The sequence below is a fragment of the Exiguobacterium algae genome (assembly GCF_018617875.1).
Lineage (GTDB): Bacteria > Bacillota > Bacilli > Exiguobacteriales > Exiguobacteriaceae > Exiguobacterium > Exiguobacterium algae.
The window spans coordinates 584,051-608,456 of record NZ_JACSKZ010000001.1; the positions used below are offsets into that span (position 1 = coordinate 584,051).

At 51.4% G+C, this 24,406-nt stretch carries 23 protein-coding genes and 1 riboswitch; of the genes, 2 read left to right on the top strand and 21 right to left on the bottom strand.

Features of this window, described 5'->3' with window-relative positions; genetic code table 11:
* Positions 1–25: 25 nt before the first annotated feature.
* The 18 genes from KNP03_RS02990 to KNP03_RS03075 all read right to left on the bottom strand — a co-directional run bounded on the left by KNP03_RS02990 (position 26) and on the right by KNP03_RS03075 (position 19,411).
* Positions 26–1,009: an L-lactate dehydrogenase gene (locus KNP03_RS02990; RefSeq protein WP_214825082.1), complete on the bottom strand. Its 984-nt coding sequence runs from the start codon at positions 1,007–1,009 to the stop codon at positions 26–28.
* A 69-nt stretch (positions 1,010–1,078) separates the two neighbouring features.
* Positions 1,079–1,972 (bottom strand): alpha/beta fold hydrolase, encoded by an 894-nt coding sequence (locus tag KNP03_RS02995; protein WP_338082701.1) that lies wholly within the window; start codon positions 1,970–1,972, stop codon positions 1,079–1,081.
* A gap of 198 nt (positions 1,973–2,170) precedes the next feature.
* Positions 2,171–3,568, bottom strand: a complete 1,398-nt coding sequence (gene sufB, locus KNP03_RS03000) for a Fe-S cluster assembly protein SufB (RefSeq protein ID WP_214825085.1) — start codon at positions 3,566–3,568, stop codon at positions 2,171–2,173.
* A gap of 19 nt (positions 3,569–3,587) precedes the next feature.
* Positions 3,588–4,022 carry a Fe-S cluster assembly sulfur transfer protein SufU gene (gene sufU / locus KNP03_RS03005; RefSeq protein ID WP_214825088.1) on the bottom strand — a complete coding sequence of 145 codons (435 nt, stop codon included), beginning with the start codon at positions 4,020–4,022 and terminating at the stop codon, positions 3,588–3,590.
* Complete coding sequence (locus KNP03_RS03010) at positions 4,012–5,232, bottom strand: cysteine desulfurase (protein ID WP_214825091.1); 1,221 nt, start codon at positions 5,230–5,232, stop codon at positions 4,012–4,014. Before KNP03_RS03010 ends, sufU begins: the two co-directional genes overlap by 11 nt.
* Position 5,233: 1 nt before the next feature.
* Positions 5,234–6,502: a Fe-S cluster assembly protein SufD gene (sufD, locus tag KNP03_RS03015; RefSeq protein WP_214825094.1), complete on the bottom strand. Its 1,269-nt coding sequence runs from the start codon at positions 6,500–6,502 to the stop codon at positions 5,234–5,236.
* Positions 6,503–6,514: 12 nt separating this feature from the next.
* Complete coding sequence (gene sufC / locus KNP03_RS03020) at positions 6,515–7,276, bottom strand: Fe-S cluster assembly ATPase SufC (protein WP_214826219.1); 762 nt, start codon at positions 7,274–7,276, stop codon at positions 6,515–6,517.
* Between the two features lie 177 nt (positions 7,277–7,453).
* Positions 7,454–8,668, bottom strand: coding sequence for an MDR family MFS transporter (locus KNP03_RS03025; RefSeq protein ID WP_214825097.1), 1,215 nt, complete (start codon positions 8,666–8,668; stop codon positions 7,454–7,456).
* Between the two features lie 107 nt (positions 8,669–8,775).
* The gene (locus KNP03_RS03030) at positions 8,776–9,606 is read right to left on the bottom strand and encodes a MetQ/NlpA family ABC transporter substrate-binding protein (protein ID WP_214825100.1); all 831 of its coding nucleotides are present in this window, start codon (positions 9,604–9,606) and stop codon (positions 8,776–8,778) included.
* A gap of 32 nt (positions 9,607–9,638) precedes the next feature.
* Positions 9,639–10,301 carry a methionine ABC transporter permease gene (locus tag KNP03_RS03035; RefSeq protein WP_214825104.1) on the bottom strand — a complete coding sequence of 221 codons (663 nt, stop codon included), beginning with the start codon at positions 10,299–10,301 and terminating at the stop codon, positions 9,639–9,641.
* Positions 10,291–11,319, bottom strand: a complete 1,029-nt coding sequence (locus KNP03_RS03040) for a methionine ABC transporter ATP-binding protein (protein WP_214825108.1) — start codon at positions 11,317–11,319, stop codon at positions 10,291–10,293. Before KNP03_RS03040 ends, KNP03_RS03035 begins: the two co-directional genes overlap by 11 nt.
* A 78-nt stretch (positions 11,320–11,397) precedes the next feature.
* Positions 11,398–11,503: riboswitch (SAM riboswitch) on the bottom strand.
* Between the two features lie 452 nt (positions 11,504–11,955).
* On the bottom strand, positions 11,956–12,213 hold the full coding sequence (locus KNP03_RS03045) for a thioredoxin family protein (protein ID WP_214825111.1): 258 nt from the start codon (positions 12,211–12,213) through the stop codon (positions 11,956–11,958).
* Between the two features lie 102 nt (positions 12,214–12,315).
* Positions 12,316–12,699: a glycine cleavage system protein GcvH gene (gene gcvH, locus KNP03_RS03050; RefSeq protein WP_214787015.1), complete on the bottom strand. Its 384-nt coding sequence runs from the start codon at positions 12,697–12,699 to the stop codon at positions 12,316–12,318.
* A 39-nt stretch (positions 12,700–12,738) separates the two neighbouring features.
* Positions 12,739–13,101, bottom strand: a complete 363-nt coding sequence (locus KNP03_RS03055) for an arsenate reductase family protein (RefSeq protein ID WP_214825114.1) — start codon at positions 13,099–13,101, stop codon at positions 12,739–12,741.
* A 47-nt stretch (positions 13,102–13,148) separates the two neighbouring features.
* Complete coding sequence (locus KNP03_RS03060; RefSeq protein WP_240544419.1) at positions 13,149–13,877, bottom strand: hypothetical protein; 729 nt, start codon at positions 13,875–13,877, stop codon at positions 13,149–13,151.
* Between the two features lie 133 nt (positions 13,878–14,010).
* Positions 14,011–15,795: an acyl-CoA dehydrogenase family protein gene (locus tag KNP03_RS03065; protein ID WP_214825116.1), complete on the bottom strand. Its 1,785-nt coding sequence runs from the start codon at positions 15,793–15,795 to the stop codon at positions 14,011–14,013.
* Positions 15,796–15,808: 13 nt separating this feature from the next.
* The gene (locus KNP03_RS03070) at positions 15,809–16,981 is read right to left on the bottom strand and encodes an acetyl-CoA C-acetyltransferase (RefSeq protein ID WP_214825117.1); all 1,173 of its coding nucleotides are present in this window, start codon (positions 16,979–16,981) and stop codon (positions 15,809–15,811) included.
* An 18-nt stretch (positions 16,982–16,999) separates the two neighbouring features.
* Positions 17,000–19,411: a 3-hydroxyacyl-CoA dehydrogenase/enoyl-CoA hydratase family protein gene (locus KNP03_RS03075; protein WP_214825118.1), complete on the bottom strand. Its 2,412-nt coding sequence runs from the start codon at positions 19,409–19,411 to the stop codon at positions 17,000–17,002.
* Positions 19,412–19,627: 216 nt separating this feature from the next.
* Here KNP03_RS03075 and KNP03_RS03080 point away from each other — a divergent pair, with 216 nt between their 5' ends.
* Both KNP03_RS03080 and KNP03_RS03085 read left to right on the top strand, forming a co-directional pair.
* Positions 19,628–20,530: an SDR family oxidoreductase gene (locus KNP03_RS03080; RefSeq protein WP_214825119.1), complete on the top strand. Its 903-nt coding sequence runs from the start codon at positions 19,628–19,630 to the stop codon at positions 20,528–20,530.
* A 73-nt stretch (positions 20,531–20,603) separates the two neighbouring features.
* The gene (locus tag KNP03_RS03085; RefSeq protein ID WP_214825121.1) at positions 20,604–20,903 is read left to right on the top strand and encodes a DUF3221 domain-containing protein; all 300 of its coding nucleotides are present in this window, start codon (positions 20,604–20,606) and stop codon (positions 20,901–20,903) included.
* A gap of 42 nt (positions 20,904–20,945) precedes the next feature.
* Here the strand turns inward: KNP03_RS03085 and KNP03_RS03090 are convergent, their stop codons facing one another.
* The 3 genes from KNP03_RS03090 to KNP03_RS03100 all read right to left on the bottom strand — a co-directional run bounded on the left by KNP03_RS03090 (position 20,946) and on the right by KNP03_RS03100 (position 24,230).
* Complete coding sequence (locus tag KNP03_RS03090; protein WP_214825123.1) at positions 20,946–21,863, bottom strand: proline dehydrogenase family protein; 918 nt, start codon at positions 21,861–21,863, stop codon at positions 20,946–20,948.
* A 156-nt stretch (positions 21,864–22,019) separates the two neighbouring features.
* On the bottom strand, positions 22,020–22,691 hold the full coding sequence (gene trhA / locus KNP03_RS03095) for a PAQR family membrane homeostasis protein TrhA (RefSeq protein WP_214825125.1): 672 nt from the start codon (positions 22,689–22,691) through the stop codon (positions 22,020–22,022).
* A 96-nt stretch (positions 22,692–22,787) separates the two neighbouring features.
* Entirely contained in the window at positions 22,788–24,230 is a 1,443-nt protein-coding gene (locus KNP03_RS03100; RefSeq protein ID WP_214825128.1) for a carbon starvation CstA family protein, read from the bottom strand.
* Positions 24,231–24,406: the final 176 nt, after the last annotated feature.

Here is a 24,406-nt window from a genome sequence, read left to right on the forward strand (position 1 = left end):
CAAACGACTAAGCAGTAGTTAAGGATTACCGGGGAGACTCCACTTTCTCGATGCCCGCCTTGATCGCCTGGACCGAGGCGTCGAATTTCTGTTGTTCTTCCTCTGTCAAATCGATCTCGATGATCTCACGAATTCCGGTACGGTCAATCAATGCCGGTACCCCGATGTGTAAGTCCGACGCCCCATACTCGCCGTCCAAGTGCGCCCCAATCGTCACGACGGTATTTTCATTACGCACAATCGCACGGACGATGCGAAGCAGGCCGACCCCGATCGCATAATACGCCGCATTTTTATGTTCAATGATTTGGTAAGCTGCATCCCGAACATCTTGATAGATGGCTTCCAAATCTTCAAAACGGTACTGCTCGTTCTCTTCTAACAATTGATCAATGCTCTTCCCGTAAATCCGGGCATTATGCCAAGCCACGAAGCCCGTGTCCCCGTGCTCCCCCATGAAGTAGGCGTGACAGTTTCGCGATGACAATTCGAAATAATCACCGAGTTTATAGCGAAGGCGTGCCGTGTCCAGCACGGTACCCGACCCGATCACGCGATGTTTCGGGAGACCCGAAGCCTTCCACGCCACATGTGCCATCACATCGACCGGGTTCGTCGCGACGACGATGATGCCGTCGAAGCCACTCTTCATCAAGTCTTCTGTGACGCTACGGACAACTTTTGCATTTTGGTCTACGAGGTCCATCCGTGTCTGCCCCGGCTTTTGAGCCGCCCCTGCCGTGATGACGACGATGTCGGCATCTTTACAGTCTGCATAATCCCCCGCCCAAATTCGGACCGGTGTCGGAGCGAACGAGATGCCGTGGTTGAGGTCCATCGCTTCCCCTTCTGCTTTTGCATGGTTCGAGTCGATCAGGACGAGCTCCTCGCAAAGAGCTGCCGTCGACAATTGGTAGGCGAAGCTGACGCCGACCCAGCCCGCTCCGATGACGGCGATACGGGTGATGTCTTTCGGGTCAATCTCATCTTTATGTGGAATACGTGTCATGTGATTCCTTCCTTTCTAAAAACATTCTCCTACTTAGCATACCCTACTCGGGCGTATTTCAATATTGGTTCACTCGATCTTTTCCTGTTGAGCCTCTGTCACATGTTTCTGTAAAAAGGACTGGATTTCCTCATTAATCTCTCGCAGCTGTTCCTCTGACGGGAAATGTCCCATCTCATATTCCAGGAAAGTGAACGGCCCTGTGAAAATCTGCTCTGCCTGACTCTTCACAACACTCGATGGGAAAAAGATGTCCTGCGTCCCGCCTATGATGAGCATTGGGGCTTTGTAATGGACCAACTCTTGGCGGGTCGTCAATTTTGGCATGTCCTGTTCGAGTTTTGTGAATTTAAAAATTTGTCCGATGATCTGTCTGTCTCGCTCTTTCATTTCATTGTTGGACATAGTATCGGTCAATTTTCTTAAATGGCGCTCCTTGTTCGTCAATCGATAAAATAGGAGCGGTATCAGGATTTTCTGAATCATCTTCAATTTTGAACCTAATCGAATACCTGCCGGAGAAACGAGAACAGCCCTTGTAATGCGGTCTGGCATATATGTAGCTAAACGTAAAATAATCCCGCCGCCATAGGATGGACCGACGAACGAGCTTTCTTTCACGTTGAAATGGTTCATCAAGTCCTCACTCCAAAATGCAAAACTCTCATCCTGCGCGGAGATCCTTGATTCCTCACTATATCCCGGGTGCCCGATTGTATCAGGCGCATAGATACGATAATGCTCGAACAAAGGTAAAAACCAGGACAACGTCATCGGATTGATACAATTTCCCCCTTGAAACAAAAAGAGCGGTTTCCCGTTCCGAGGTCCTCCTACCAATACATGCGTCTTGCCATAACGTGTCTCTACCATCTCGCTTTCAACTTGAATCGGAAGATCCTGTACATATGCTTCATACTGTTCCATTAAGATATTTCGACCATTTTTTACGTAAATAGACACTGGCTTCCCTCCTGATCGATGTATTTCCTTAAAAATGTTTATGTATACCTAATTCGATATAATCTCATATTCTAGAAATTGTCTAGAAGATTCATCTACGCTTCCCCGTGATCTGGTATTTTCTTTCCTTCGACACATAAAAGTGCCGGAAAATCTTTACGATTTTCCGGCACTTTTATAAAGCATATTCAGAATTGATTAACCAATCGAACCTTCCATCTCGAACTTGATGAGACGGTTCATTTCGACCGCATATTCCATCGGCAATTCTTTTGTGAACGGCTCGATGAAGCCCATGACGATCATTTCTGTCGCTTCTTCTTCCGAGATTCCGCGGCTCATGAGGTAGAAGAGTTGCTCTTCTGACACTTTTGAGACTTTCGCTTCGTGCTCGAGCGACACTTGGTCGTTCAGGATTTCGTTGTACGGAATCGTATCCGACGTCGACTCGTTATCCATGATGAGCGTATCACACTCGATGTTCGAACGAGCGCCTTTCGCCTTACGTCCGAAGTGGACGATTCCGCGATACGATACTTTCCCGCCTTGTTTCGAGATCGACTTCGAAACGATCGAAGAAGACGTGTTCGGCGCGAGGTGCGTCATTTTCGCTCCTGCGTCCTGGTGCTGTCCTTTTCCTGCGAGGGCGATCGAGAGCGTCATACCGCGCGATCCTTCCCCTTTCAAGATGACAGCCGGGTATTTCATCGTCAGCTTCGAACCGATGTTTCCATCGATCCATTCCATCGACGCGCCCGCTTCACAGATGGCACGCTTCGTGACGAGGTTGTAGACGTTGTTCGCCCAGTTTTGGATCGTCGTGTAACGGCAGTATGCGTCTTTGTTGACGAAGATCTCAACGACAGCTGAGTGAAGTGAGTTCGTCGTATAGACCGGTGCTGTACATCCTTCGACGTAGTGGACCGATGCGCCTTCATCGACAATGATGAGCGTACGCTCGAACTGACCCATGTTCTCTGAGTTGATGCGGAAGTAAGCTTGGAGCGGTTGCTCGAGCTTCACGCCTTTTGGTACGTAGATGAATGAGCCACCTGACCAAACCGCCGAGTTGAGCGCCGCGAACTTGTTGTCCGTCGGCGGAATCAACTTACCGAAGTACTCTTTGAAGATGCCTTCGTCTTCTTTAAGCGCCGTATCCGTATCTTTGAAGATGACCCCTTTTGCTTCGAAGTCTTCCTGCATACTGTGGTAGACAACCTCTGACTCATACTGAGCCGAGACACCAGCCAAGTATTTTTGCTCCGCTTCCGGGATCCCGAGCTTGTCAAACGTGCGTTTGATTTCTTCCGGTACCTCGTCCCACGAACGTTCCGTCTTCTCAGACGGTTTTACATAGTACGTGATTTCATCGAAATCGAGTGCCGAGAGGTCCCCACCCCATGTCGGCATCGCCATTTTGTTGAAGTGCTCGAGTGACTTCAAACGGAAGTCGAGCATCCATTGTGGCTCTTCTTTCATGTGCGAGATCGTCTCTACGATTTCTTTTGTCAAGCCGCGGCCTGAACGGAAAATCGAAACGTCCCGATCATGGAAGCCGTATTTATAATCGCCAATCTCCGGCATATTCTTTGCCATATCGGTCTCCTCCTTCTCCTTACGCGTCCTCGTCTACTCCTTTTTCAAGCGCCTTCCACGCGAGCGTGGCGCACTTGATCCGAGCCGGGAATTTCGATACGCCCGAGAGTGCCTCGATGTCCCCGAGGTCGAACGTATCTGTGTCGTAGTCTTTTCCTTGAACCATTTCCGAGAAGATGTTGGCGAGTTGAAGCGCCTCTTCCACGGTCTTCCCTTTGACGATTTGAGTCATCATCGATGCCGAAGCGAGACTGATCGAGCAGCCTTCTCCTTCGAACTTCGCATCCTTCACCAGATCGTCTTCTACTTGAAGCTGAAGGCGAAGCGAATCCCCACACGTCGGGTTGTTCAAGTCCACCGTCACGCCATCTTCGATGACACCACGGTTTCTTGGATTTTTATAGTGATCCATGATGACCTGGCGGTACAACATGTCAAGGTTATTAAAACTCATAATTGAAATACTCCTTCGTTTGACGTAACCCTTCGATGAAACGGTCGACTTCTTCCTTCGTATTGTACAAGTAGAAGCTTGCCCGTGCCGTCGACGATTGCTTCAAAAGACGCATGAGCGGCTGTGCACAATGATGTCCTGCCCGAACTGCGATGCCCTGCATGTCGAGGACGGTCGCAAGATCGTGTGCGTGGACGTCATTCAAGTTGAACGTGACGAGACCGACCCGTTCTTCCGGACCGTAAATCTCGATTCCTTCAATCGTTTTCATCTGTTCGATCGCATAAGACGCGAGCTCACGTTCATGCGCTTCGATGTTCTCAAGACCGAGCTCTTCTAAAAAGTCGATCGCCGCAGCCAATCCGACCGCACCTGCGATAATCGGTGTCCCGGCTTCAAATCGGTACGGGATGTCTTTCCACGTCGATTCATACAAATCGACATAATCGATCATCTCACCGCCGAACTCGACCGGCTCCATGTTTTTCAAGAGGCGTTTCTTCCCGTACAAGACGCCGATTCCCGTAGGACCGAGCATCTTATGTCCTGAAAACGCAAGGAAGTCGCAATCGAGTGCTTCGACATCCAATTTGCGATGCGGCGCGCTTTGCGCGGCATCAACGACCATGACCGCTCCTTTTTCATGCGCGAGCTTTGTCACTTCGGCAATCGGATTGATCGTACCGAGCACGTTCGAAACGTGTGTCATCGCCACAATCTTCGTCCGGTCCGACAAGACGGCTTTGACCGCATCGAGCGTGACCCGTCCGTCCGGTGTGAGCTCGACGTAACGAAGGGTCGCCCCTTTGCGTTTAGCGAGCTGTTGCCACGGGATGAGATTGGCGTGGTGCTCCATCGGTGTGAGGACGATCTCGTCGCCTTCCCCGACATTCGCATCGCCATAACTCGATGCGACGAGGTTGATCGCCGTCGTCGTTCCGCGCGTGAAAATAATCTCTTCCGGCACGGCCGCGTTGATGAAAGCACGAACACGTTCACGGGCGCCTTCATACGCATCCGTCGCTTGCGTCCCGAGGGTATGGACACCCCGGTGGACGTTCGAATGGTTACGACGATAATAGTCCTCGATCGCCTCGATGACAGCGAGCGGCTTCTGTGAGCTCGCCGCGCTGTCGAGATAGACGAGCGGATGACCGTTTATGTCCTGATGTAAAATCGGGAACTGTTCACGAATCGAGGCGTCAATCATCTTATCGTACTTTCCCTTCGATGACTTCGCGGAGACGGTCTTTAACCGAATCGATGGCGAGTTCTTCGACGACCGGCGTCAAGAATCCGTGGATGATCAATCGTTCTGCCTCTTGGCGAGACAACCCGCGGCTCATCAAATAGTAAAGTTGTGTATCGTCGACACGTCCGACAGAAGCCGCGTGACCTGCCATAACATCATCTTCATCGATGAGAAGAATCGGGTTGGCATCCCCACGCGCTTTTTCAGAGAGCATCAAGACACGCTCGGTTTGGACACCGTTCGATTTTGATGCACCGTGGTGAATCATCGATGTTCCGCTGAAGATGGCTGTCGCCGCATCTTTTTGAACACCGTGAATCAAAATGAATCCTTCAGACGCTTTTCCGAAGTGGTCCGTGCGAATGTTGAAGTTTTGTTTTTGGGCTCCGCGTCCGATCGTCACAGCTTTCGTATCCGAATACGTGTTATCTCCGACGAGGTGTGTCTTCGTCTCAATGACCGAGTTTCCGTCGTTCATATGACCGAGCGCCCAATCAAGACGACCGTTCGCATAGACGACACCACGACGGTTCATGAACGTGAGTGCTGATTCAGCGAGCTGATCGACACCGCCGAAGACGACTTTCGCGTTTTCACCAGCGAATACTTCCGTCACGACGTTGACCGTATGCGGTTCGTTCGTACCAGAGAGGATGTTTTCGATATATGTCACTTCACTGCCTTCGTCAGCGACGAGGATCGTGTGGTGATAGAGGGCGCCATTCGCCTGTTCCATCGTGAAGATCGCTTGAAGCGGATCTTTCAATTGCGTGTTTTTCGGTACATAGATGAACGCACCACCGTTTGTGAGGGCAGCGTTCAACGCCGAAAGACGCTCTTCATCGATGCGTACGCCTTCTGTCATGAAGTATTTCTCAACGAGCTCCGGATGTTGTTCCATCGCTTCCTTGATGCCCATGAACAGGACGCCTTCTGGCATCGCCAATTCGTTATAGACGACATGACCGTTGCGTTCAACGAGCACGTTTGTCCGGTGGTCTCCGAGAAGCGCGTCGATATCAGGCGTTAGGCCGTCTTTTTGTTCGAGCACGACATCACCGTTTGTGAAGTCCCACTTATCGATTTTGATTTTTTCTACTTTTGGCAAAGCAAGTGTCGGCGCAAGTTCTGCAGCCTCTTTACGACGGTTGACCATCCATGATGGCCCGCCGAGCGCTTCTGCATGTGCCGACAACGCTTGTGCATCCAATTCAAATTGTACGGTCATCGTACGGCCTCCTTACGCTTCTGTGTCTACTGTCATTCCAAGTTCTTGCTTCACCCAGTCGTAACCTTCTGCCTCGAGTCGCTGAGCGAGCTCTTTACCACCAGACATGACGATTTTTCCGTCCATCATGATGTGTACGAAGTCTGGTTCGATGTAGTTGAGGAGACGCTGATAGTGCGTGATGATCAAGCAGCCGAACTCTTCTGAGCGCATGTCGTTGACACCTTTTGCGACAACTTTAAGCGCATCGATATCAAGACCTGAGTCAATCTCGTCCAAGATTGCGATGTTTGGTTTGATCATCATCATCTGAAGAATCTCGTTACGTTTCTTCTCCCCGCCCGAGAATCCTTCGTTTAAGTAACGGTGTGCCATTTCTGAAGGGATTTCGAGAAGTTCCATTTTCGCGTCGAGCTCACGGATGAATTTCATGAGTGAAATTTCTTGTCCTTCTTCGCGACGTGAGTTGATTGCTGAACGTAAGAAGTCAGCGTTTGTAACACCACTGATTTCAGCCGGATATTGCATCGCAAGGAACATCCCCGCTTGTGCGCGCTCGTCGACTTCCATCTCGAGGACATCTTCGCCGTTCAAGTCGACGCTTCCCCCAGTGACCTCATAAAGTGGATGACCCATGAGTGCTGATGCGAGTGTTGATTTACCAGTCCCGTTCGGACCCATGATGGCGTGAATTTCGCCACCTTTAATTTCTAGGTTAAGACCTTTGACAATCTCTTTTCCTTCGATTGAGACGCGGAGGTCATCAATTTTCATTTGTGGTACGTTAGACATTCGGATACCCCTTCCGTTTTTTCTCACCAATTGAATGGCGTAGATTAGATATATTCTAATCTTAATCTAGTCAATTTTTTATTTCAAGCGACTCAACTCGCAACTCATTCTCAATAAAATCCTAAATGTTGAGAATGATAACATTAGGAAATCAAGACATTATCCGGCTGTCTCCTCGACAAGTGCAAGGGTCGCTTTCCGCTCTTTGATCGCCATCGCGAAGAAGAAGGCACCGCATCCGGTCAAGAGCGCCAGACTCCCGAACACCGGAAGTGACGAGGTTCCGAACCAATCCAGAAGAGCCCCTCCGATAATCGGTCCGACCGATTGTCCGAGGGCGGTCAATCCCATCGCTCCGAAATACGTTCCCCGTAAATGTTCTGGTGCCAAGTCATCCGTCAAAACATCGGTCATCGTAAACATGAATACCTCTCCGACTGTAAAAATGAACATGGCCACGAACAACACCCACTCCATCGTCGCAAGACCGATGAGTAACAATCCAATCGAAAGTGTCGAGATCCCAAAGAACAACGACCGGATCGGCGAAACACGAATCCCAAACCGCATGATTGGATATTGAACAATCAGGACCGTGACGGCGTTCGTCGTTAACAAATAAGCGAATAGTCGTGACCCGTCCGTGAATCCATCATTGAATGCGATGAATTGGGGCAGCGTCGAGTTGATTTGGCTATAACCGATAATGGCAAAAATCATCCCGATGATGACATACCGGAACGTCCGGTCCTCACGCAAGACGCGGAACGTCTCGGTCAGCTTTGGACGCGCCTTCACTTCCCCACTCTCTTCAACCGGATAACGGTGGAATAACAGAGCCATGACGATGCCATACAACACGTAAGAGACGGTCACGATGAAAAATGCATTCTTCACGCCCGTCATGGACAAGGCGACAGCAAGCAGCGGACCGAACGCCGCAGCGAGGTTGATGATGAAATAGCGGATGTTGTAGACGATGACGCGTTCATCCGCCCGGGTCGTGTCACTGATCAGCGCACGGGACGCCGGCTCTAAAAACGACTTGGATATTCCCATCAAAGCCGAAAGGATGTAAAACCAGAGCAGCTCGCTGGCGAGCGCGAGCCCCGCAAACGTCACCGCAAAACTTATAATGCCGAGCAGCATCAACTGTTTTCGTCCGTACCGGTCAGACAGCATCCCCCCGAAGAAACTCATGAACAGACTCGAAAGTGCCATCACGGCAAAGATTGTCCCGATCACACTTGCGGAAAAGCCGAGTGTGGCCAAATAAATCGCAAAAAACGGCATGACAAAAAACGTTGCCATCCGTGCCAGAAACGTGCCGAATAAAATCCCCCATGTCAGTGGATGAATATGTCGTAGTTTCATCCAAATCCCCCCTTTTTCTACATATATGTAGTGTACTTCTTTTTATATAGGAAGACTATAAAAAGAAGAGGCCCGGGGACTCCCCCGAACCTCTGCTCACATTTCGATTATTTGACCGGTACGACTGCACCTTTGTACTCATCCAAAATCCATTGTTGCGTCTCTTCAGACGTCAGTACCTCGAGAAGCGCTTTGACACGCTCATCACTTTCGTCCCCTTCACGAGTGACGATCAAGTTGACGTATGGTGAATCTTCGCCTTCGAGTGCGATCGCGTCTTCAAGCGGATTGAGGCCTGCATCGATCGCATAGTTCGTGTTGATGAGGACCGCATCCCCTTCACCATTATTGAACGCTTGTGGAAGAAGCGCTGCTTCGACGTCCGTCTTGAACTTCAAGTTTTTCGGGTTGTCGACGATGTCAGATACCGTCGCGTCTACCGTCTTGCCGTCAGCAAGCGTGATCAAGCCTTCTGATTGAAGCATCGTAAGGATACGACCGTGGTCTGCGACCGAAGAGCTCATGATGATTTCTGCACCTTCCGGGAGCTCATCGAGTGCCTTGTAATCTTTTGAATACACGCCGATCGGCTCGATGTGGACACCGCCTGCAGACGCAAACTTGTAGTCCTTGTTTTCAGCCATTTGTGATTTGAGGTATGGCTCGTGCTGGAAATAGTTCGCGTCAAGCTCGCCGCTCGCGAGTGTCTTGTTCGGAAGCACGTAGTCCTGGAACTTTTTGATTTCGAGTTTGTAGCCCTTTGCTTCGTATTCGTCTTTCACATGTTCCAAGATCTCTGCGTGGGGAACGTTCGATGCCCCAACGACGAGTGTTTTGTCGTCGCCTGCCCCTGTTTGCGCATCTTCCCCGCCGCAAGCCGCAAGAACCGTGAATGCTGATAATGCTGTCAATCCGAGTACTGTCTTCCAAGTTTTCATAATAAAACCCCTCCAAATTTTTTTATATGTCTTTAAGCGGAACGCTTATCGATTTTTGTGACCAGTCTGTCGCCGATGAATTGAACGACGAAGACGATGAGTAAGATCAATACGGTCGCGACGAACGTCACATCGTTTTGCGAGCGCTGGAACCCTTCAAGGAATGCCAGGTTCCCAAGACCGCCGCCGCCGACGACTCCGGCCATGGCCGTGTAACCGACGATTGCGACAATCGTGACCGTAATCCCCGAGACGATGGCCGGAAGTGCCTCAGGAATCAACACTTTATAAATGATTTGCCATTTCGTTGCGCCCATCGACTCAGCCGCCTCGATGACCCCGCGGTCGACTTCACGAAGCGCGAGTTCGACCATCCGGGCGTAAAACGGTGCCGCCCCGATGATGAGGGCCGGGAGTGCCGCGGTCGAACCGAGCATCGTATCGAGCAAGAACAGCGTGAACGGAATGAGCAGGATGATCAAAATGATGAACGGGATCGATCGAAACACGTTGACGATTGCGCTGACGAGCACATAAACCGGACGATTCTTCAGTAAGAGCGACTCGTTCGTAATGTAAAGAATTAAGCCGAGCGCGAGTCCGAGCACGAATGTCGCTGCACCTGCGACAAGCGTCATGTAAAGCGTCTCCCACGTCTGTTCCATCATGACCTGCCAATCTACGTTAGGAAACATCGCTTTCCACCTCCACTTCTACCGACTGTGAACGAAGCGAATCGACCGCTCGCTCGATCTCCACTTTTTCTCCGAGCAATTGGATAAAGAGTGTCCCGAGGGCACCGACTTGTGACTGTGTCACGTTTCCGCCGATGATGTTGAAGCCAATCTCGTGCTGTTTTAACACGTCCGACAGAATCGGTTGTTCGGCCGTCTCGTTCAAGAACTTGAGCTTGACGATTCGTCCGGTCGGATAGCGCTCTTTCAAATGCTCGAACGTGAGTGACAAGTCTTCGACCGCACCGATTTGTTTGACGAACTCTTTTGTGATCGGTTGTTCCGGATGTTGGAACACGTCGGCCACTTGACCGGTCTCGACGACTTTCCCCGCCTCCATGACCGCGACCCGGTGACAGATCTTTTGGATGACGTGCATCTCGTGGGTGATCAGGACAATCGTCAGACCTAATTTTTTATTGATGCTGACGAGTAGTTCGAGAATCGAATCGGTCGTCTTCGGGTCGAGTGCGCTCGTCGCCTCGTCACAGAGGAGTACATCCGGATTCGTAGCGAGCGCACGGGCGATCCCGACTCGCTGCTTTTGTCCGCCTGACAATTGCGACGGATAGCTGTCTTCCCGTCCGGCCAAGCCGACGAGTTCGACAAGTTCTTGGACACGACGTTTGCGTTCGCTTGCCGGAACTCCGATGAGTTCGAGCGGGAAGCTGATGTTTTCAGCGACCGTGCGTGACCATAACAAGTTAAAATGCTGGAACACCATCGAGACGTTCTTCCGAACCCCCCGCAGCTCCTTCGGGGTGAGTTTCGTGAGTTCGCTGCCTGCGACCTCGATTTCCCCGCTTGACGGTGACTCGAGACGGTTGAGGAGTCGGATGAGCGTAGACTTCCCTGCTCCTGAATATCCGATTATTCCAAAAATTTCGCCCCGATCAATCGTCAGTGACACATCATCGACCGCCTGGACTCGACCATTCTTCGTATCGAACCATTTGGCGACGTTTCGTAATTGAATCAATTTCTTTCCCTCCTGACAACAAAAAAAGCGCGCACGTTTGAGCAAACGTGCGCACTTTATCGGTACGGTCAACGATTGCTCTCATCTTTCAAGGCTTTCACCTTGCTGGAATTAGCACCATTTCGGAATCATCCGCGGTTGCCGGGCGTCATAGGGCCAGTCCCTCAGCCTCTCTTGATAAGAGTGTTGTGTATTCGATTAGCTTTATCATAGCGACAGCTTTTTTCGCTGTCAAACCCTTTTTTCAAAAAAATAAAAAAAGGTGCCGTCCGAGGACGACACAGAACGTAGCACCTTGAGTCACGGGAAGGACAGCCCATAGATGAAAATCTTTTGCCCGTTCAAGATTTACACCCTGATATGGGGGACTTTCGCCAGTCACCACTCGGTCCTAGCATGCACCGTTGCATTTATACAGCTCGTCTTCCTTCGCTTGATTTTTTTGGGGGACAATCGAAGGGAAGGGTGACGGATCGTCGTATAATTTTAGTCATCGGCTTCGCTAAAACGTCTTGCTGACGGGAAAATCTCGTCCTATATTGTGTTCAAGTAAGATGTTGTAATGAATATACCATTCGTGAACTTTCTGTGTCAACTGATTATTTAAAATTTTCTGATTATTCTAATGTTTCGACTTTATTTGACGAATGTCAGCACGTGCTGCACATTTTGGAAGGCATAGAGCCGGTCCCGAACTTCGCCATTTTCAAGCTTCAAGAGCGCCGGGACACTCATCACCTGATAAGCTTCAAGCTCTTTTGGAATATAGTTTGCGTCCCGTTTTTCAATCTGAATTTCCGGGTCGACCGCCTCGACAACCGTCAACATTTTTTCCGCCACAGCGCATGTACCACACATTGGAGCGTATATATATAACAAACCGTCTGTAATCACTATTATCACCTCTCGCTCTATTATAAAGGGCGGATCATCCCTGTTCAAAACATGTGTTTCGGCATACAAAAACCGGTCTCATGAATGAGACCGGCACGGGGTTTACCCTTGAATCATCGCTTCGTATTCTTCCGCTGTCATGAGCTTGTCGAGGTCCGACTCTTCTGTCAACTCGACTTCAACCATCCAAGCGTTCTCAAACGGTGACTCGTTGACGAGTTCCGGAGAATCAGCAAGATCCTCGTTCACCGCTGTAATGCGACCGGATACCGGTGCATAGAGTTCTGATACCGTTTTGACCGATTCGACCGAACCAAACGGCTCGTCGAGCAAAATCGTACCGTCCACTTCAGGAAGTTCCACAAATACGATATCCCCTAGTTCGCTTTGTGCGAAATCTGTGATGCCGATGCGGGCTTTCGTCCCGTTTACTTCCACCCATTCGTGTTCTTTTGAATAACGTAAATTAGCTGGTACTTTGCTCATCGTAACTTCCCCCTCAAATAAATTAGACTCACACCTGTATTATAGCACTTCGCCCCAAACTTCCGTAAAGGACTTTTCTGAAAAACCGACGGTCGTTTTTTCGCCGTTTGAGACGATTGGACGCTTCAAAAGCATACCATTGCTCGATAATAGTTCGAGTTGTTCGTCTTCTGACAGATTGGGCAGCTTATCTTTGATCCCTTCGTTCCGGTACACTTGCCCGCTCGTGTTAAAGAATTTCTTCAGCGGTTGGCCGGACTGTTCCCAAAGTTTGGCGAGTTCTTCTTTTGACGGAGTCGACTCGACGATATGGACATATGTATAGTCGATTCCTTGCTCCTTCAGCCATTTCTCTGCTTTCTTACACGTACTGCACGGTGGATAACCGTAAACTGTCAACATGTTCTCATCACCTCTGTTGTCAATGTAGCATACTTGTCAGCGCGAATTCACGCTTCAAGCAAGCGCTCGATTTCACGCTTCAACATTCCGTTCACCGGATGCTTCGATTCAATATACCGGAAGAGGACCTCGGCTGATTCGATGGACCGGCCATATCCCAATACCCCTTGCTCTAACAAAGCAACCAAATCGGGATGTCTCGTTTCCGCTCGCCGCATCGGATTGAACGGATCGCCAGGCTCTCCTGCCGCCTTCAACACATGATGAACGGCCGCTACTTGAATGAGCTCGAAACCGGCCAGTCGTTCCCCGCGATGTTCACGGAGCAGCCCGACATAAAGGTTCGTCAAGGCTTCTTCATAACTGTAAGTCACATCGACCGGTTCCGTCACGACGTCTGGTGTCGCGAACGGCTCAAGCGCTTCATCCCGGCGCCAGATGATACGTCCCGGCGTGTAGGCGATCGACGTCAGCTCGTGGACTTCAAAGACCGCGAACTCGGCGTAAATCCCATCCGTGTACATCACCTTATGTCCATCTTTCGTGTTTTGGAATTGATACGCGATCGGTTCGACTGCGAGCCAGTCCAATTGATCGATGTAGCGCGCCTTCTGTCCATCCTCCACGATCAAAAAGAAATCGAGGTCCGAATAGTCATCCAATCGTTCCGTCTCGAGCCCAATCGACCCGAGTGCGAGCAACATAAGCGCCCCTTCATGAGTTGCGACCGATTCCCCGATCCGTTCCATCCGTTCCAGTAGTGCATCTCGTCTCAACTTCCATTTCCCCTTTCATGGCCATCTCCTTTTCAGTGTACGGGTTTCCTCCCGGATGTGAAAGGAGACGTTTGTCTTCACGACCAAAAAGAGGAACCGGCGTCCCGGTCCCTCCTGTTGAAAGGTGTTGGTGTTACACGATAAATTTGTTTGCTTTGATGAGGCTCGCTGCGACTTCGCGTTTCGTCCCGATGACGTTGATCGGCTGGTAGCGGCTGAATTTCTTCATCGCTGAAAGGAGCATGCGCTGCTCGTCGCCAGACGAAGCGGCGTACAACACTTCTTTCGCCATGAGTTCGACTTGTTTGAACACTTGTTCCGCAAAGATTTCTGTGTAGCGGACTTTGAGCGTGTTCTTCTCTTCGCCTGTGCGCGCGATCGCTTTGTCTGTACGGGCGATGGCCGCCTCAAGCGCATAGATGGCACTGATCATGTCGGCAATCTTCGACAAGATCTCTTGTTCGTTTTGAAGGTCTTGCTGATACTTCTGGACAGCCGTACCTGCGACCATCAAGTTGATCTTCTTCATGTTCGAAAGAAGCATCTTCTCGCGAGCGAGTGGTGAGCCGTCGAGCTCTTGTGGCATGTAGCTCATAAGCTCTTTTTGGAGCTTCTGTGCTTCTGCGAGGAGCGGCAACTCGCCTTTCATCGCTTTCTTGAGGAGCGTACCCGGTACGATCAAACGGTTGATTTCGTTCGTTCCTTCGAAGATCCGGTTGATCCGTGAGTCACGGTAGAGGTTCTCAACTTCATACTCTGCCATGAAGCCGTACCCACCGTGAATTTGAACCGCTTCGTCGACGACATAGTCGAATGTTTCTGAAGCGAAGACTTTGTTGAGTGAGCATTCGATCGCGTATTCTGCGATTGCTTGTGCGACTTTTGAGCCGTCGCGCATGTTCTCGTCACCGAGTGCATCGAGGCTGTCTTGGAACAAGCCGCCTGTACGGTAGACCGAGCTTTCCATCGCATAGATGTTCGCTGCCATCGTCGCGAGTTTTTCCTGGATAAGCGGGAACTGGCTGATCGGCGTCTTAAACTGTTTACGCTCGTTCGCATATTGTACAGCGAGGTCGAATGCACGTTTTGATGAACCGACCGCACCGACTGCAAGTTTGTAACGACCGACGTTCAAGATGTTGAAGGCGATGACGTGACCTTTACCGACTTCTCCAAGGAGGTTGTCGACAGGAACTTCGACGTCCTCAAGGATGAGCGTACGTGTCGACGATCCCTTGATTCCCATCTTCTGCTCTTCTGCGCCAGTTGAAACGCCTTTGAAGTCACGCTCGACGATGAAGGCACTGAACTTGTCGCCGTCGATCTTCGCGTAGACGACGAAGACGTTCGCGAAGCCGGCGTTTGTGATCCATTGTTTCTCACCGTTCAACACGTAGTGTGTACCCGCTTCGTTCAAGACAGCCGTCGTTTTTGCACCGAGTGCGTCTGAACCTGAGCCTGGCTCTGTGAGCGCGTAAGCCGCGATCCATTCGCCTGTCGCGAGTTTTGGCAAGTATTTATGCTTTTGCTCTTCTGTCCCGAAGAAGACGATTGGAAGTGTCCCAATCCCGACGTGGGCACCGTAGCTGAGTGCGAATGAACGAGCTTTCGCGAAACGCTCCGTGATGATTGAAGAAGAAATCTTGTCGAGCTGGTAGCCACCGTACTCTTCCGGCACATCCGCGCCGAGAAGACCGAGCTCCCCTGCTTCTTTCAACAATTCGACAGAAAGGTCGAACTCGTGTTTCTCGATGCGACCGAGGACCGGCATGACACGGTCATCGACGAACCCTGCCGTCGTGTCCCCGATCATTTTATGCTCATCAGAGAAGTCCTCCGGTGTGAAGAGACGCTCCGCGTCGAGTGAGTCAATGACAAAGCTACCGCCTTTAATCAATTCGTGTTCTGTACGTTCCATATCCGATTCCCCCTTATAGTAATTCGAAGACACCAGCCGCACCCATTCCGCCGCCGATACACATCGTCACAACACCATATTTTTCATTGCGTCGTTTCATCTCATGCAAGATCGAGACTGAAAGTTTTGCTCCCGTACATCCGAGCGGGTGACCGAGGGCGATGGCGCCACCGTTCACGTTGACTTTGGCCGGGTCGATTCCGAGTTCACGGATGACCCCGAGTGATTGACTTGCGAACGCTTCGTTCAACTCGAACAAGCCGACTTCTTCCAGCTTGACGCCTGCCATTTCGAGCGCTTTCGGAATGGCAACGACCGGACCGATCCCCATCACTTCCGGACGGACACCACCGACTGCGAACGAGAGGAACTTCGCCATCGGCTGCAATCCTTGACGTTCTGCTTCTTCGCGGTCCATGACGAGGACGGCTGCCGCCCCGTCTGACACTTGTGATGCGTTCCCTGCTGTGACAGAACCTTTGATTTTGAAGGCTGGGCGGAGCTTACCGAGTGCTTCGATTGTCGAATCGGCCCGTACGCCTTCGTCGTGTTTGACGACTTTCTCGACTTCCGCGACTTTACCGTCTTCTCCGAGGACATGTTCGACGACCGTCACCGGGACGATTTCTTCTTCGAACTTGCCTCCTGCAATCGCAGCGGCTGCCTTTTGGTGACTGTTGATGGCGAAAGCGTCCTGGTCTTCACGGGAGATGTTGTATTCTGCCGCGACCCGTTCTGCCGTATGCCCCATGCTCATGTAGTACTCCGGTGCCGTCTCCATGATCGTCGGGTTTGGACGGATGACGTGACCGCCCATCGGGACAAGACTCATCGATTCCATTCCACCTGCGACGATGGCCGTCGCTTGTCCAATCATGATTTTTGCCGCCGCGTCTGCAATCGCTTGAAGACCTGACGAGCAGTAACGGTTGATCGTGATCGCTGGTACTTCGTGCGACAGTCCCCCCCGGACCGCCGCATAGCGAGCGATGTTCATTCCCTGTTCTGCTTCCGGCATCGCACATCCCATGATGACGTCATCAATCGGGCCTGTATATCCTGAACGCTCAAGCGTCGCCTTGATGGCATATCCAGCGAGTTCGTCCGAACGAACGTTACGGAATGAACCGCGCTTTGCTTTTCCGACCGGCGTCCGTGCGCCGGCTACGATGACTGCTTCCCTCATCTGTATAATCCCCCTTTATCAGTTCCGTAGTGGTTTGCCTTTCACGAGCATGTGCTGCATCCGTTGTTGCGATTTCGGCTCTCCGATGAGGCTCAAGAACGCTTCACGCTCGATATCGAGGAGGTATTGCTCGTCGACGAGCGTGCCGTATGCCAAATCGCCACCACTGATGACGTGCGCGAGTTTCTTCGCAATCTTCAAGTCGTGCTCTGAAATGTAACCACCGTAGAACATCTCGTACGCCGCAAGTTCGAGCGTTGCTTTCCCTGTTTGACCGACAACCGGGATCTTCTCACGTACCGGTGCCGTGTAGCCGTCCGCCAGTGAAAGAACCGTCTGTTTCGCATCGAACGTCAAATGGTCACGGTTCATCGAGATGCCGTCGACCGCACGGTGGAATCCGAGCGTCTTGGCGTCATATGCTGATTTCGATACTTTCGCCATCGCGATGTTCTCGAACGTCTGCTGCGCTGCCTTCTCGATGTTTTGCATCGATTTTGGTGTCTGTTCAAGGAGACGACGGTACGTGTTGACGTTTCCGCCTCCACCCGGGATGAGACCGACACCGACTTCGACGAGTCCCATGTACGTCTCAAGCGCCGCCTGCATACGTGCTGCCGGCAAGCTGATTTCCGTTCCGCCACCGAGTGTCATGCCGTATGGAGCTGCGACGACCGGGCGACCCGAGTAGCGAATCTTTTGAACGACTTGTTGGAACTTGTTGATGATCCAGTCGAGCTCATACCAGTTTTCGTCTTCAGCTTCCATGAGCATCATCGCCAGGTTGGCTCCGACACAGAAGTTTTTACCGTCGTTCGCGAGGACCATTCCTTTGAAGTCCTGCTCGACACGGTCGATCGACTGCTCGATCATCTGCATGATGTCAACGCCGATTGCGTTGTTCGGTGACGTGAATTCGAGTGCGACAACGTCATCTCCGATATCAACGAGGCGAGCGCCACCGTTCTCCAGGATGATGCCGTTTGATTTCGCGAGCGGCTTAAGTTTCAATTCTTTCGGGTTGACGGTCTTCTCGACGTACGTCCCAGACGCTTGATCGTAATACTGGTCTCCCTTGTAGAATGACGTGTTGCCTGCAGCAAGCATCTCATCGATCCATGCCGGGACATCATAGCCTTCCGCTTTCATGCGCTCGACTGATTTTGTAACACCGAGGGCATCCCACATCTCGAACGGTCCGAATTTCCAGCCGAAGCCCCACTTCATCGCATCGTCGATGGCGACGATTGTGTCTGCAATCTCACCAGTGAGACGTGCCGAGTAAGCGAGCGTCTTCGCCGTGATCGGCCAAAGCAGTTGTCCGACGCGCCCTTTGTTCAAGATGGCACCTTTCAACTTCGCTTTTGAACCCGGAAGTGACTTGATTTGATCGAGTTCAGGACCTGTAATCGCTTTCAATTGTTCGTATTCGAACGTCTGAAGATTCAATTCCTGAATGACCTTTCCTTCTTTCTTATAGAAGCCTTGACCGGCCTTTTGTCCGATCCAGCCTTTTTCGACGAGTTGTTTCATTTCTGAAGGGACGTCGAACGTATCCTTCTCTTCTCCTGACTCGAGCGTCTCGTAGACGTTACCCGCCACGTGGACGAACGTGTCGATTCCGACGACGTCGAGTGTACGGAACGTCGCTGATTTTGGACGACCGATGAGTGGACCTGTGATCGAATCCATCTCTCCGATTGACGCGTTTTGCTTGAGCATCTCTTCGAACGTGACGAGGAGCCCGTATGTCCCGATGCGGTTCCCGATGAAGTTTGGCGTGTCTTTTGCTTCGACGACACCTTTCCCGAGACGGTCTTCCGCAAAGCGTGACATGAAGTCGATGACCGGCCGTGCTGTCTTCTCCGTCGGGATGAGTTCGAGCAACTTCAAGTAGCGCGGTGGGTTAAAGAAGTGCGTCCCGAGGAAGCGTGATTTCAATCCTTCCGGAAGGGCACTTGCCATCGCTTCGATGGAGATCCCTGACGTGTTCGAACTGAGGATCGCATCTTCACGGATGTAAGGTGCAATCTTTTCAAATAGCTGTTGCTTCACGTCGAGGCGCTCGACGACGACCTCGATGACCCAGTCCGCTTCTTTCAAGCGTTCCAAATCGTCCTCTAAGTTTCCAACCTCGATGAAGTTGAGATGATCCGGTGTCGCGAGTGGTGCCGGGTTTTGCTTCAATAGCTTCTGACGGTTCTCCGAAGCGATGCGATTACGCACTTGCGGCGACTCAAGCGTCAGCCCTTTCGCTTCTTCTTTTGCTGTCAATTCCCGTGGTACGATGTCGAGCATGAGCGAACGAATCCCCGCGTTCGCTAAGTGAGCCGCAATCCCCGCCCCCATTACTCCTGAACCGATGACGACCGCAAAACGAATTGAGTTCGTCAAACGGAGGTCGGTTGATTGTTCGATGTGACTCGTCATAGTGTTCCCCCCTAAAATGAGAATGAATAGTGATTCATTTCACGCGTAAAAAAAATCGCAATCACCATCGTGTTTACTCTTCTATCATAAATGAATGAACATTCATTCGCAAGCTTGCTTTTGTCAAATTCGTTCCAAATCTTGAATTTGCGATTAAATTCGTAGCTGAGTGGTAAAGAGTGAAAGAGTCATATTTATAGGAGGGGGATTTCTTGTATGCGTGAAAATCGTTTAAACACAGTCGGCAACCGCCAAGATTTTGAGTCATTCCATAAGGACGGACAAAAGCAGGTCCATCAACCCGGAATCGATTCGAGAATGGAGCCGCTCCCGATTTATGAACGTGAGGACTATAAAGGAAGTGACAAGTTAAAAGATAAAGTCGCCATCATAACAGGCGGTGACTCCGGGATCGGAAAGTCGGTTGCCATCTTTTTCGCTCATGAAGGGGCGAACTCGGTCATCGTCTATAAAGACCAGAACGAACTCGAAGATGCCGAGGCGACGAAAGAGCGGATCGAAGAGCTGGGACAGGCATGTCTCTTGATGCAGGGCGACCTCGGTGAAGCCGCGTTTTGTCAGCAGGTCGTCGAAGAAACGCTCGAGACGTTCGGTCATTTAGACATCCTCGTCAACAATGCCGCCGAACAACATCCGCAAGAGTCGCTCCTCGACATTTCGGATGAGCAGCTCGCACGCACGTTCCAAACGAACATCTTCAGTATGTTTTACTTAACAAAAGCCGCCCTTCCATACTTAAAAGAAGGCTCGAGTATCATCAACACCACGTCCATCACCGCATACGAAGGTCATGAGCAACTGATTGATTACGCCTCGACGAAAGGCGCAATCACCGCATTCACCCGTTCACTCGCCAAAAACCTGGTCGACCAACGGATCCGTGTCAACGGCGTCGCCCCGGGTCCGATTTGGACACCGCTCATCCCTTCGACGTTCGATGCGGAAAAAGTCGACAAGTTCGGCACGAGTGTCGGGATGAAGCGTCCGGGACAACCAGCCGAGCTCGCCCCGGCCTATGTGTATCTCGCCAGTGACGACTCGACGTACGTGAGCGGACAAGTGCTTCACGTCAATGGCGGAATCATCGTCAACGGTTGATGAACGGACAGCGCCTTTTCCAGTAAGGTGCTGTCTTTTTGAACCGGTAGTGGTGCGAAAGGAGATGAGGCCATTGAAAAAACTGTTCTTCACGCTGACTTCCCTTTTGATCCTCACGTTTCTGTTTGGATGTCTCGGCGATGCTGAATATGGGACCGTCGACCGCCACGGCGAGATCATCGATGTGGACCGCGCGGCAAATCGCATCCTGGTCAACGACTTGGAAGAGGGGCGCATCTGGGTCGACTTGTCCGACATTGACGACCCCGGGCGCTTCCACAGTCCGCTCGAGGTCAACGTCTGGCTCGACGGTCCGGTGCTCGAGAGCGACCCGGCCCAAGGGAAAGCGAAGAAAGTTGAAGTCATCAAATAAAAAGGCACGAGACACTCCGATCCGGAGCGCTCGTGCCTGTTGTTATTTTTTCACCATGCCTTTTAAGACGAACGCCACGTTCGCCGGTCGTTCCGCGAGACGGCGCATGAAGTAGCCGTACCAGTCACGACCGTATGGCACGTAGACACGGACCTTGTATCCTTGGCGGACGAGCTCGAGTTGACGCTCGACACGAATACCGTATAACATCTGGAACTCGAACTGGTCGAGCGGGATATCCTGCTCCTTGACGTGCTCGATGATGGCATCGATCATATGGTCATCGTGTGTCGCGATGGATGCATAGTTTCCGTTCGCAAGATGGAGTTTGACGAGTTTTAAATAATTGTGGTCGACGTCTTCTTTTTCCGGGAAGGCGACCGTCGCCGGCTCTTTATACGCACCCTTCACGATGCGAAGGTTCGGATGAAGGGGGGCGAGATGGTTGATGTCGTCCTCTGAACGATACAAGTACGACTGGATGACCGTCCCCAGTCCGTCGAACTCAGCCTTCAGCTTCTTGAACAATTCGAGCGTCTTCTCACAGCGCGGCTCGTCCTCCATATCGATGGCGACGAAGACACCGACTTCTTTGGCGACCGTCAAAATCTGACGCATGTTTTCCTCGATCAACTCGTCGGAGATATCGAATCCGAGCGACGTCAATTTGAGCGACATATAAGCGTCCAATTGTTCTTCTGCCATAATTTCAATGGCACGAATAATCTCATCCCGGTTCTCGTTTGCTTCCTCGACCGTCTTGATGAATTCCCCTAGGTGGTCGACTGTGACCGAGAGCCCTTTCGCGTTCAGTTCACGAATCGTCGGGACCGACGCTTTAAAATCTTCCCCTGCTACAAAGCGTGATGCACCAAATCGTAGGCCGTATTTCTTCGCCAAATTATTGAGTGTTTTGTTTTGTGACATGTAAATAAATCCATCGCGCAACACTTTTTCCATCTGAAGTTCCCCCTTACTTTTACACCCATCTATCTCTTGATGATGTCTGAAATTATTATGACACACAAACGTCGTTTCGTCTGTATTTTTGTAACCGTTTCCAACAGTTTCTTTTCTATGTTTTAAAAAAGACAGACGCCCGTCTGGACGTCCGTCTTATAGACTCGTGCTCGGTGCCACGTAAAACAAAATACTGAGGAAGATGAACACGCTCCCCGCGAGGACGAACAAGTGCCAAATGGCATGGTTGAACGGGAGTTTTTGCCACACGTAAAAAACGATTCCAATCGAGTACGCCAAACCGCCGGCCAAGAGCAGCATGAACCCCTGGTGACCGAGCGACTCGTAAAGAGGGCGGATGGCGATGATGCACATCCATCCGAGCGCCAGATACGTCATGTTCGAGATCCACATGTATTTCCCGGTCGCAAACAGCTTCCAGACAATCCCGAGGATGGCGACCCCCCAGACGATCCCGAACAGTGTCCATCCGAGCGTCCCGTGCAACGTCACGAGCGCGAACGGCGTGTAACTTCCTGCAATCAGTAAGTAAATCCCCGCGTGGTCGAACACTTGTAACACCCGTTTAGCGGGCGGGTGCGGGATCGCGTGCATGAGGGTCGAGAAAAGGTAGAGCAGAATCATCGACGCCCCGAACACACTGACCGCCGTCACGTTCCACGTACTTCCGCTCTCCGTCGCACTCAAGACGAGCAGGACGAGGGCGACGATACTGAAAATGACTCCTAAGCCGTGCGTGATGGCGCTCGCGATTTCTTCTCCGAGCGTGTCGGCATGGAGCATCTCTTTTAGTTTTTCTTGTTCCATTTGCTCCCACCTTTCGTTCTTTGTCCTTCTAGTATGGACACTTCCCGATTTGAACGCAAACAAAAACATGGGACCAAAATGGACCCATGTTTTTCGTCAGGCGACGTCTTTTTCCGGAAGATCACATTCCATTTGTGCGGCCCGCATCGCCTTCGCTCGCTTGTGGAACAAGACGAGGAGCGTAATCGTGCCGAGCGTGGCGACGAGATACGGAATATAGCCGTCCATCTTGAATCCGATCGGCGCCGTCAAAATATAGAACCAGACCGCATATAACATGAACGTCCCCGGGACGAGTGCGATATAGTGGTTCCGCTTTTTAATGTAGAGGTACATCGCCCCGACGAAGAGTGCGATGACCGCCGTCGTCTGGTTCGCCCAGTTGAAGTATTGCCAAAGCATGCGGAAGTCCATTTTCGTCAAGACGAATGACATCGCAAAGAGCGGAAGTGCGATCCAAAGGCGTGACGAGAACTTCTTCTGTGCAATCTTCAAATAGTCGGCGATAATCATCCGGGCACTGCGGAACGCCGTGTCCCCTGATGTGATCGGCAAGACGATGACCCCGAGAATTGCGAGCGTTCCACCGATGCTACCGAGCATGAGTGTCGCCACTTCCTGGACGACGAGTGCCGGTGTCCCGGTGTTGATGAGTCCGAGGAGTTCACCCGGCTCAAAAATCGCCATCGCAGCCCCGGCCCAGATCATGGCGATGACCGCCTCGGCGATCATCATGCCGTAAAAGATCGAACGACCGTTACTTTCTTTCATCGTCGTCCGTGAGATGATCGGCGACTGGGTCGCATGGAAGCCGGAGAGTGCCCCACACGAGATGGTGAAGAACAGGAGCGGCCAAATCGGCAAGCCGTCCGGATGCATGTTCGTTAAAGTCATCTCTGGAATCTGATAGCCTTTTGCGAACAGGCTGATCGCAATTCCGACCGCACTGACGACGAGGAGGGCCCCGAACAGCGGATAGATCCGTCCGATGATTTTATCGACCGGAAGCAGCGTCGCCAAAATGTAGTACGCGAACACACCGAAGATGACGAGCGTGAGTCTCGAGGCGTTCCCATCGAACAAGTTGTTGATCATGTTACTCGGCGACGTGACGAATACCGTCCCGACAAGCAATAGAAGCAACAGGGCAAACCCGTTGACGATATGACGGAGCGACCGGCCGAGGAACTTCTCGGCGAGCTGCGGCAAATGCGCCCCGTTATTCCGAAGCGAGATCATACCTGTCAAATAGTCGTGTACCGCCCCGGCAAAGATTGACCCGAAGACGATCCACAGAAACGCGACCGGTCCGTAGAGCGCTCCCATGATCGGACCGAAAATCGGACCGACTCCGGCGATGTTGAGCAGTTGAATCATCGAGTTCCGTTTTTTCCCCATCGGCACGTAGTCAATGCCGTCCTGTGACGCGTAGGCAGGCGTCGTCCGTTCTTCCTTGATGCCGAACGTCTTCTCGACGTATCGACCGTACACTACATACCCGACCAACAAAAGTGCAAGTGCGACAAAAAATGTGATCATCTGTCATTCCCCTTTTCCGTGCTTATGTAGCCGATCCCCTATCGGCGTATTCCGTCACACACGTTGTGTAACCGATTACACCGTTGATTATACTAGACGTATCGACTTTATGTAAGGGCTTTCATTCACAATTCAGACACTTTTGTTCGACAAAAAACGACGCCCGATTATCGGGC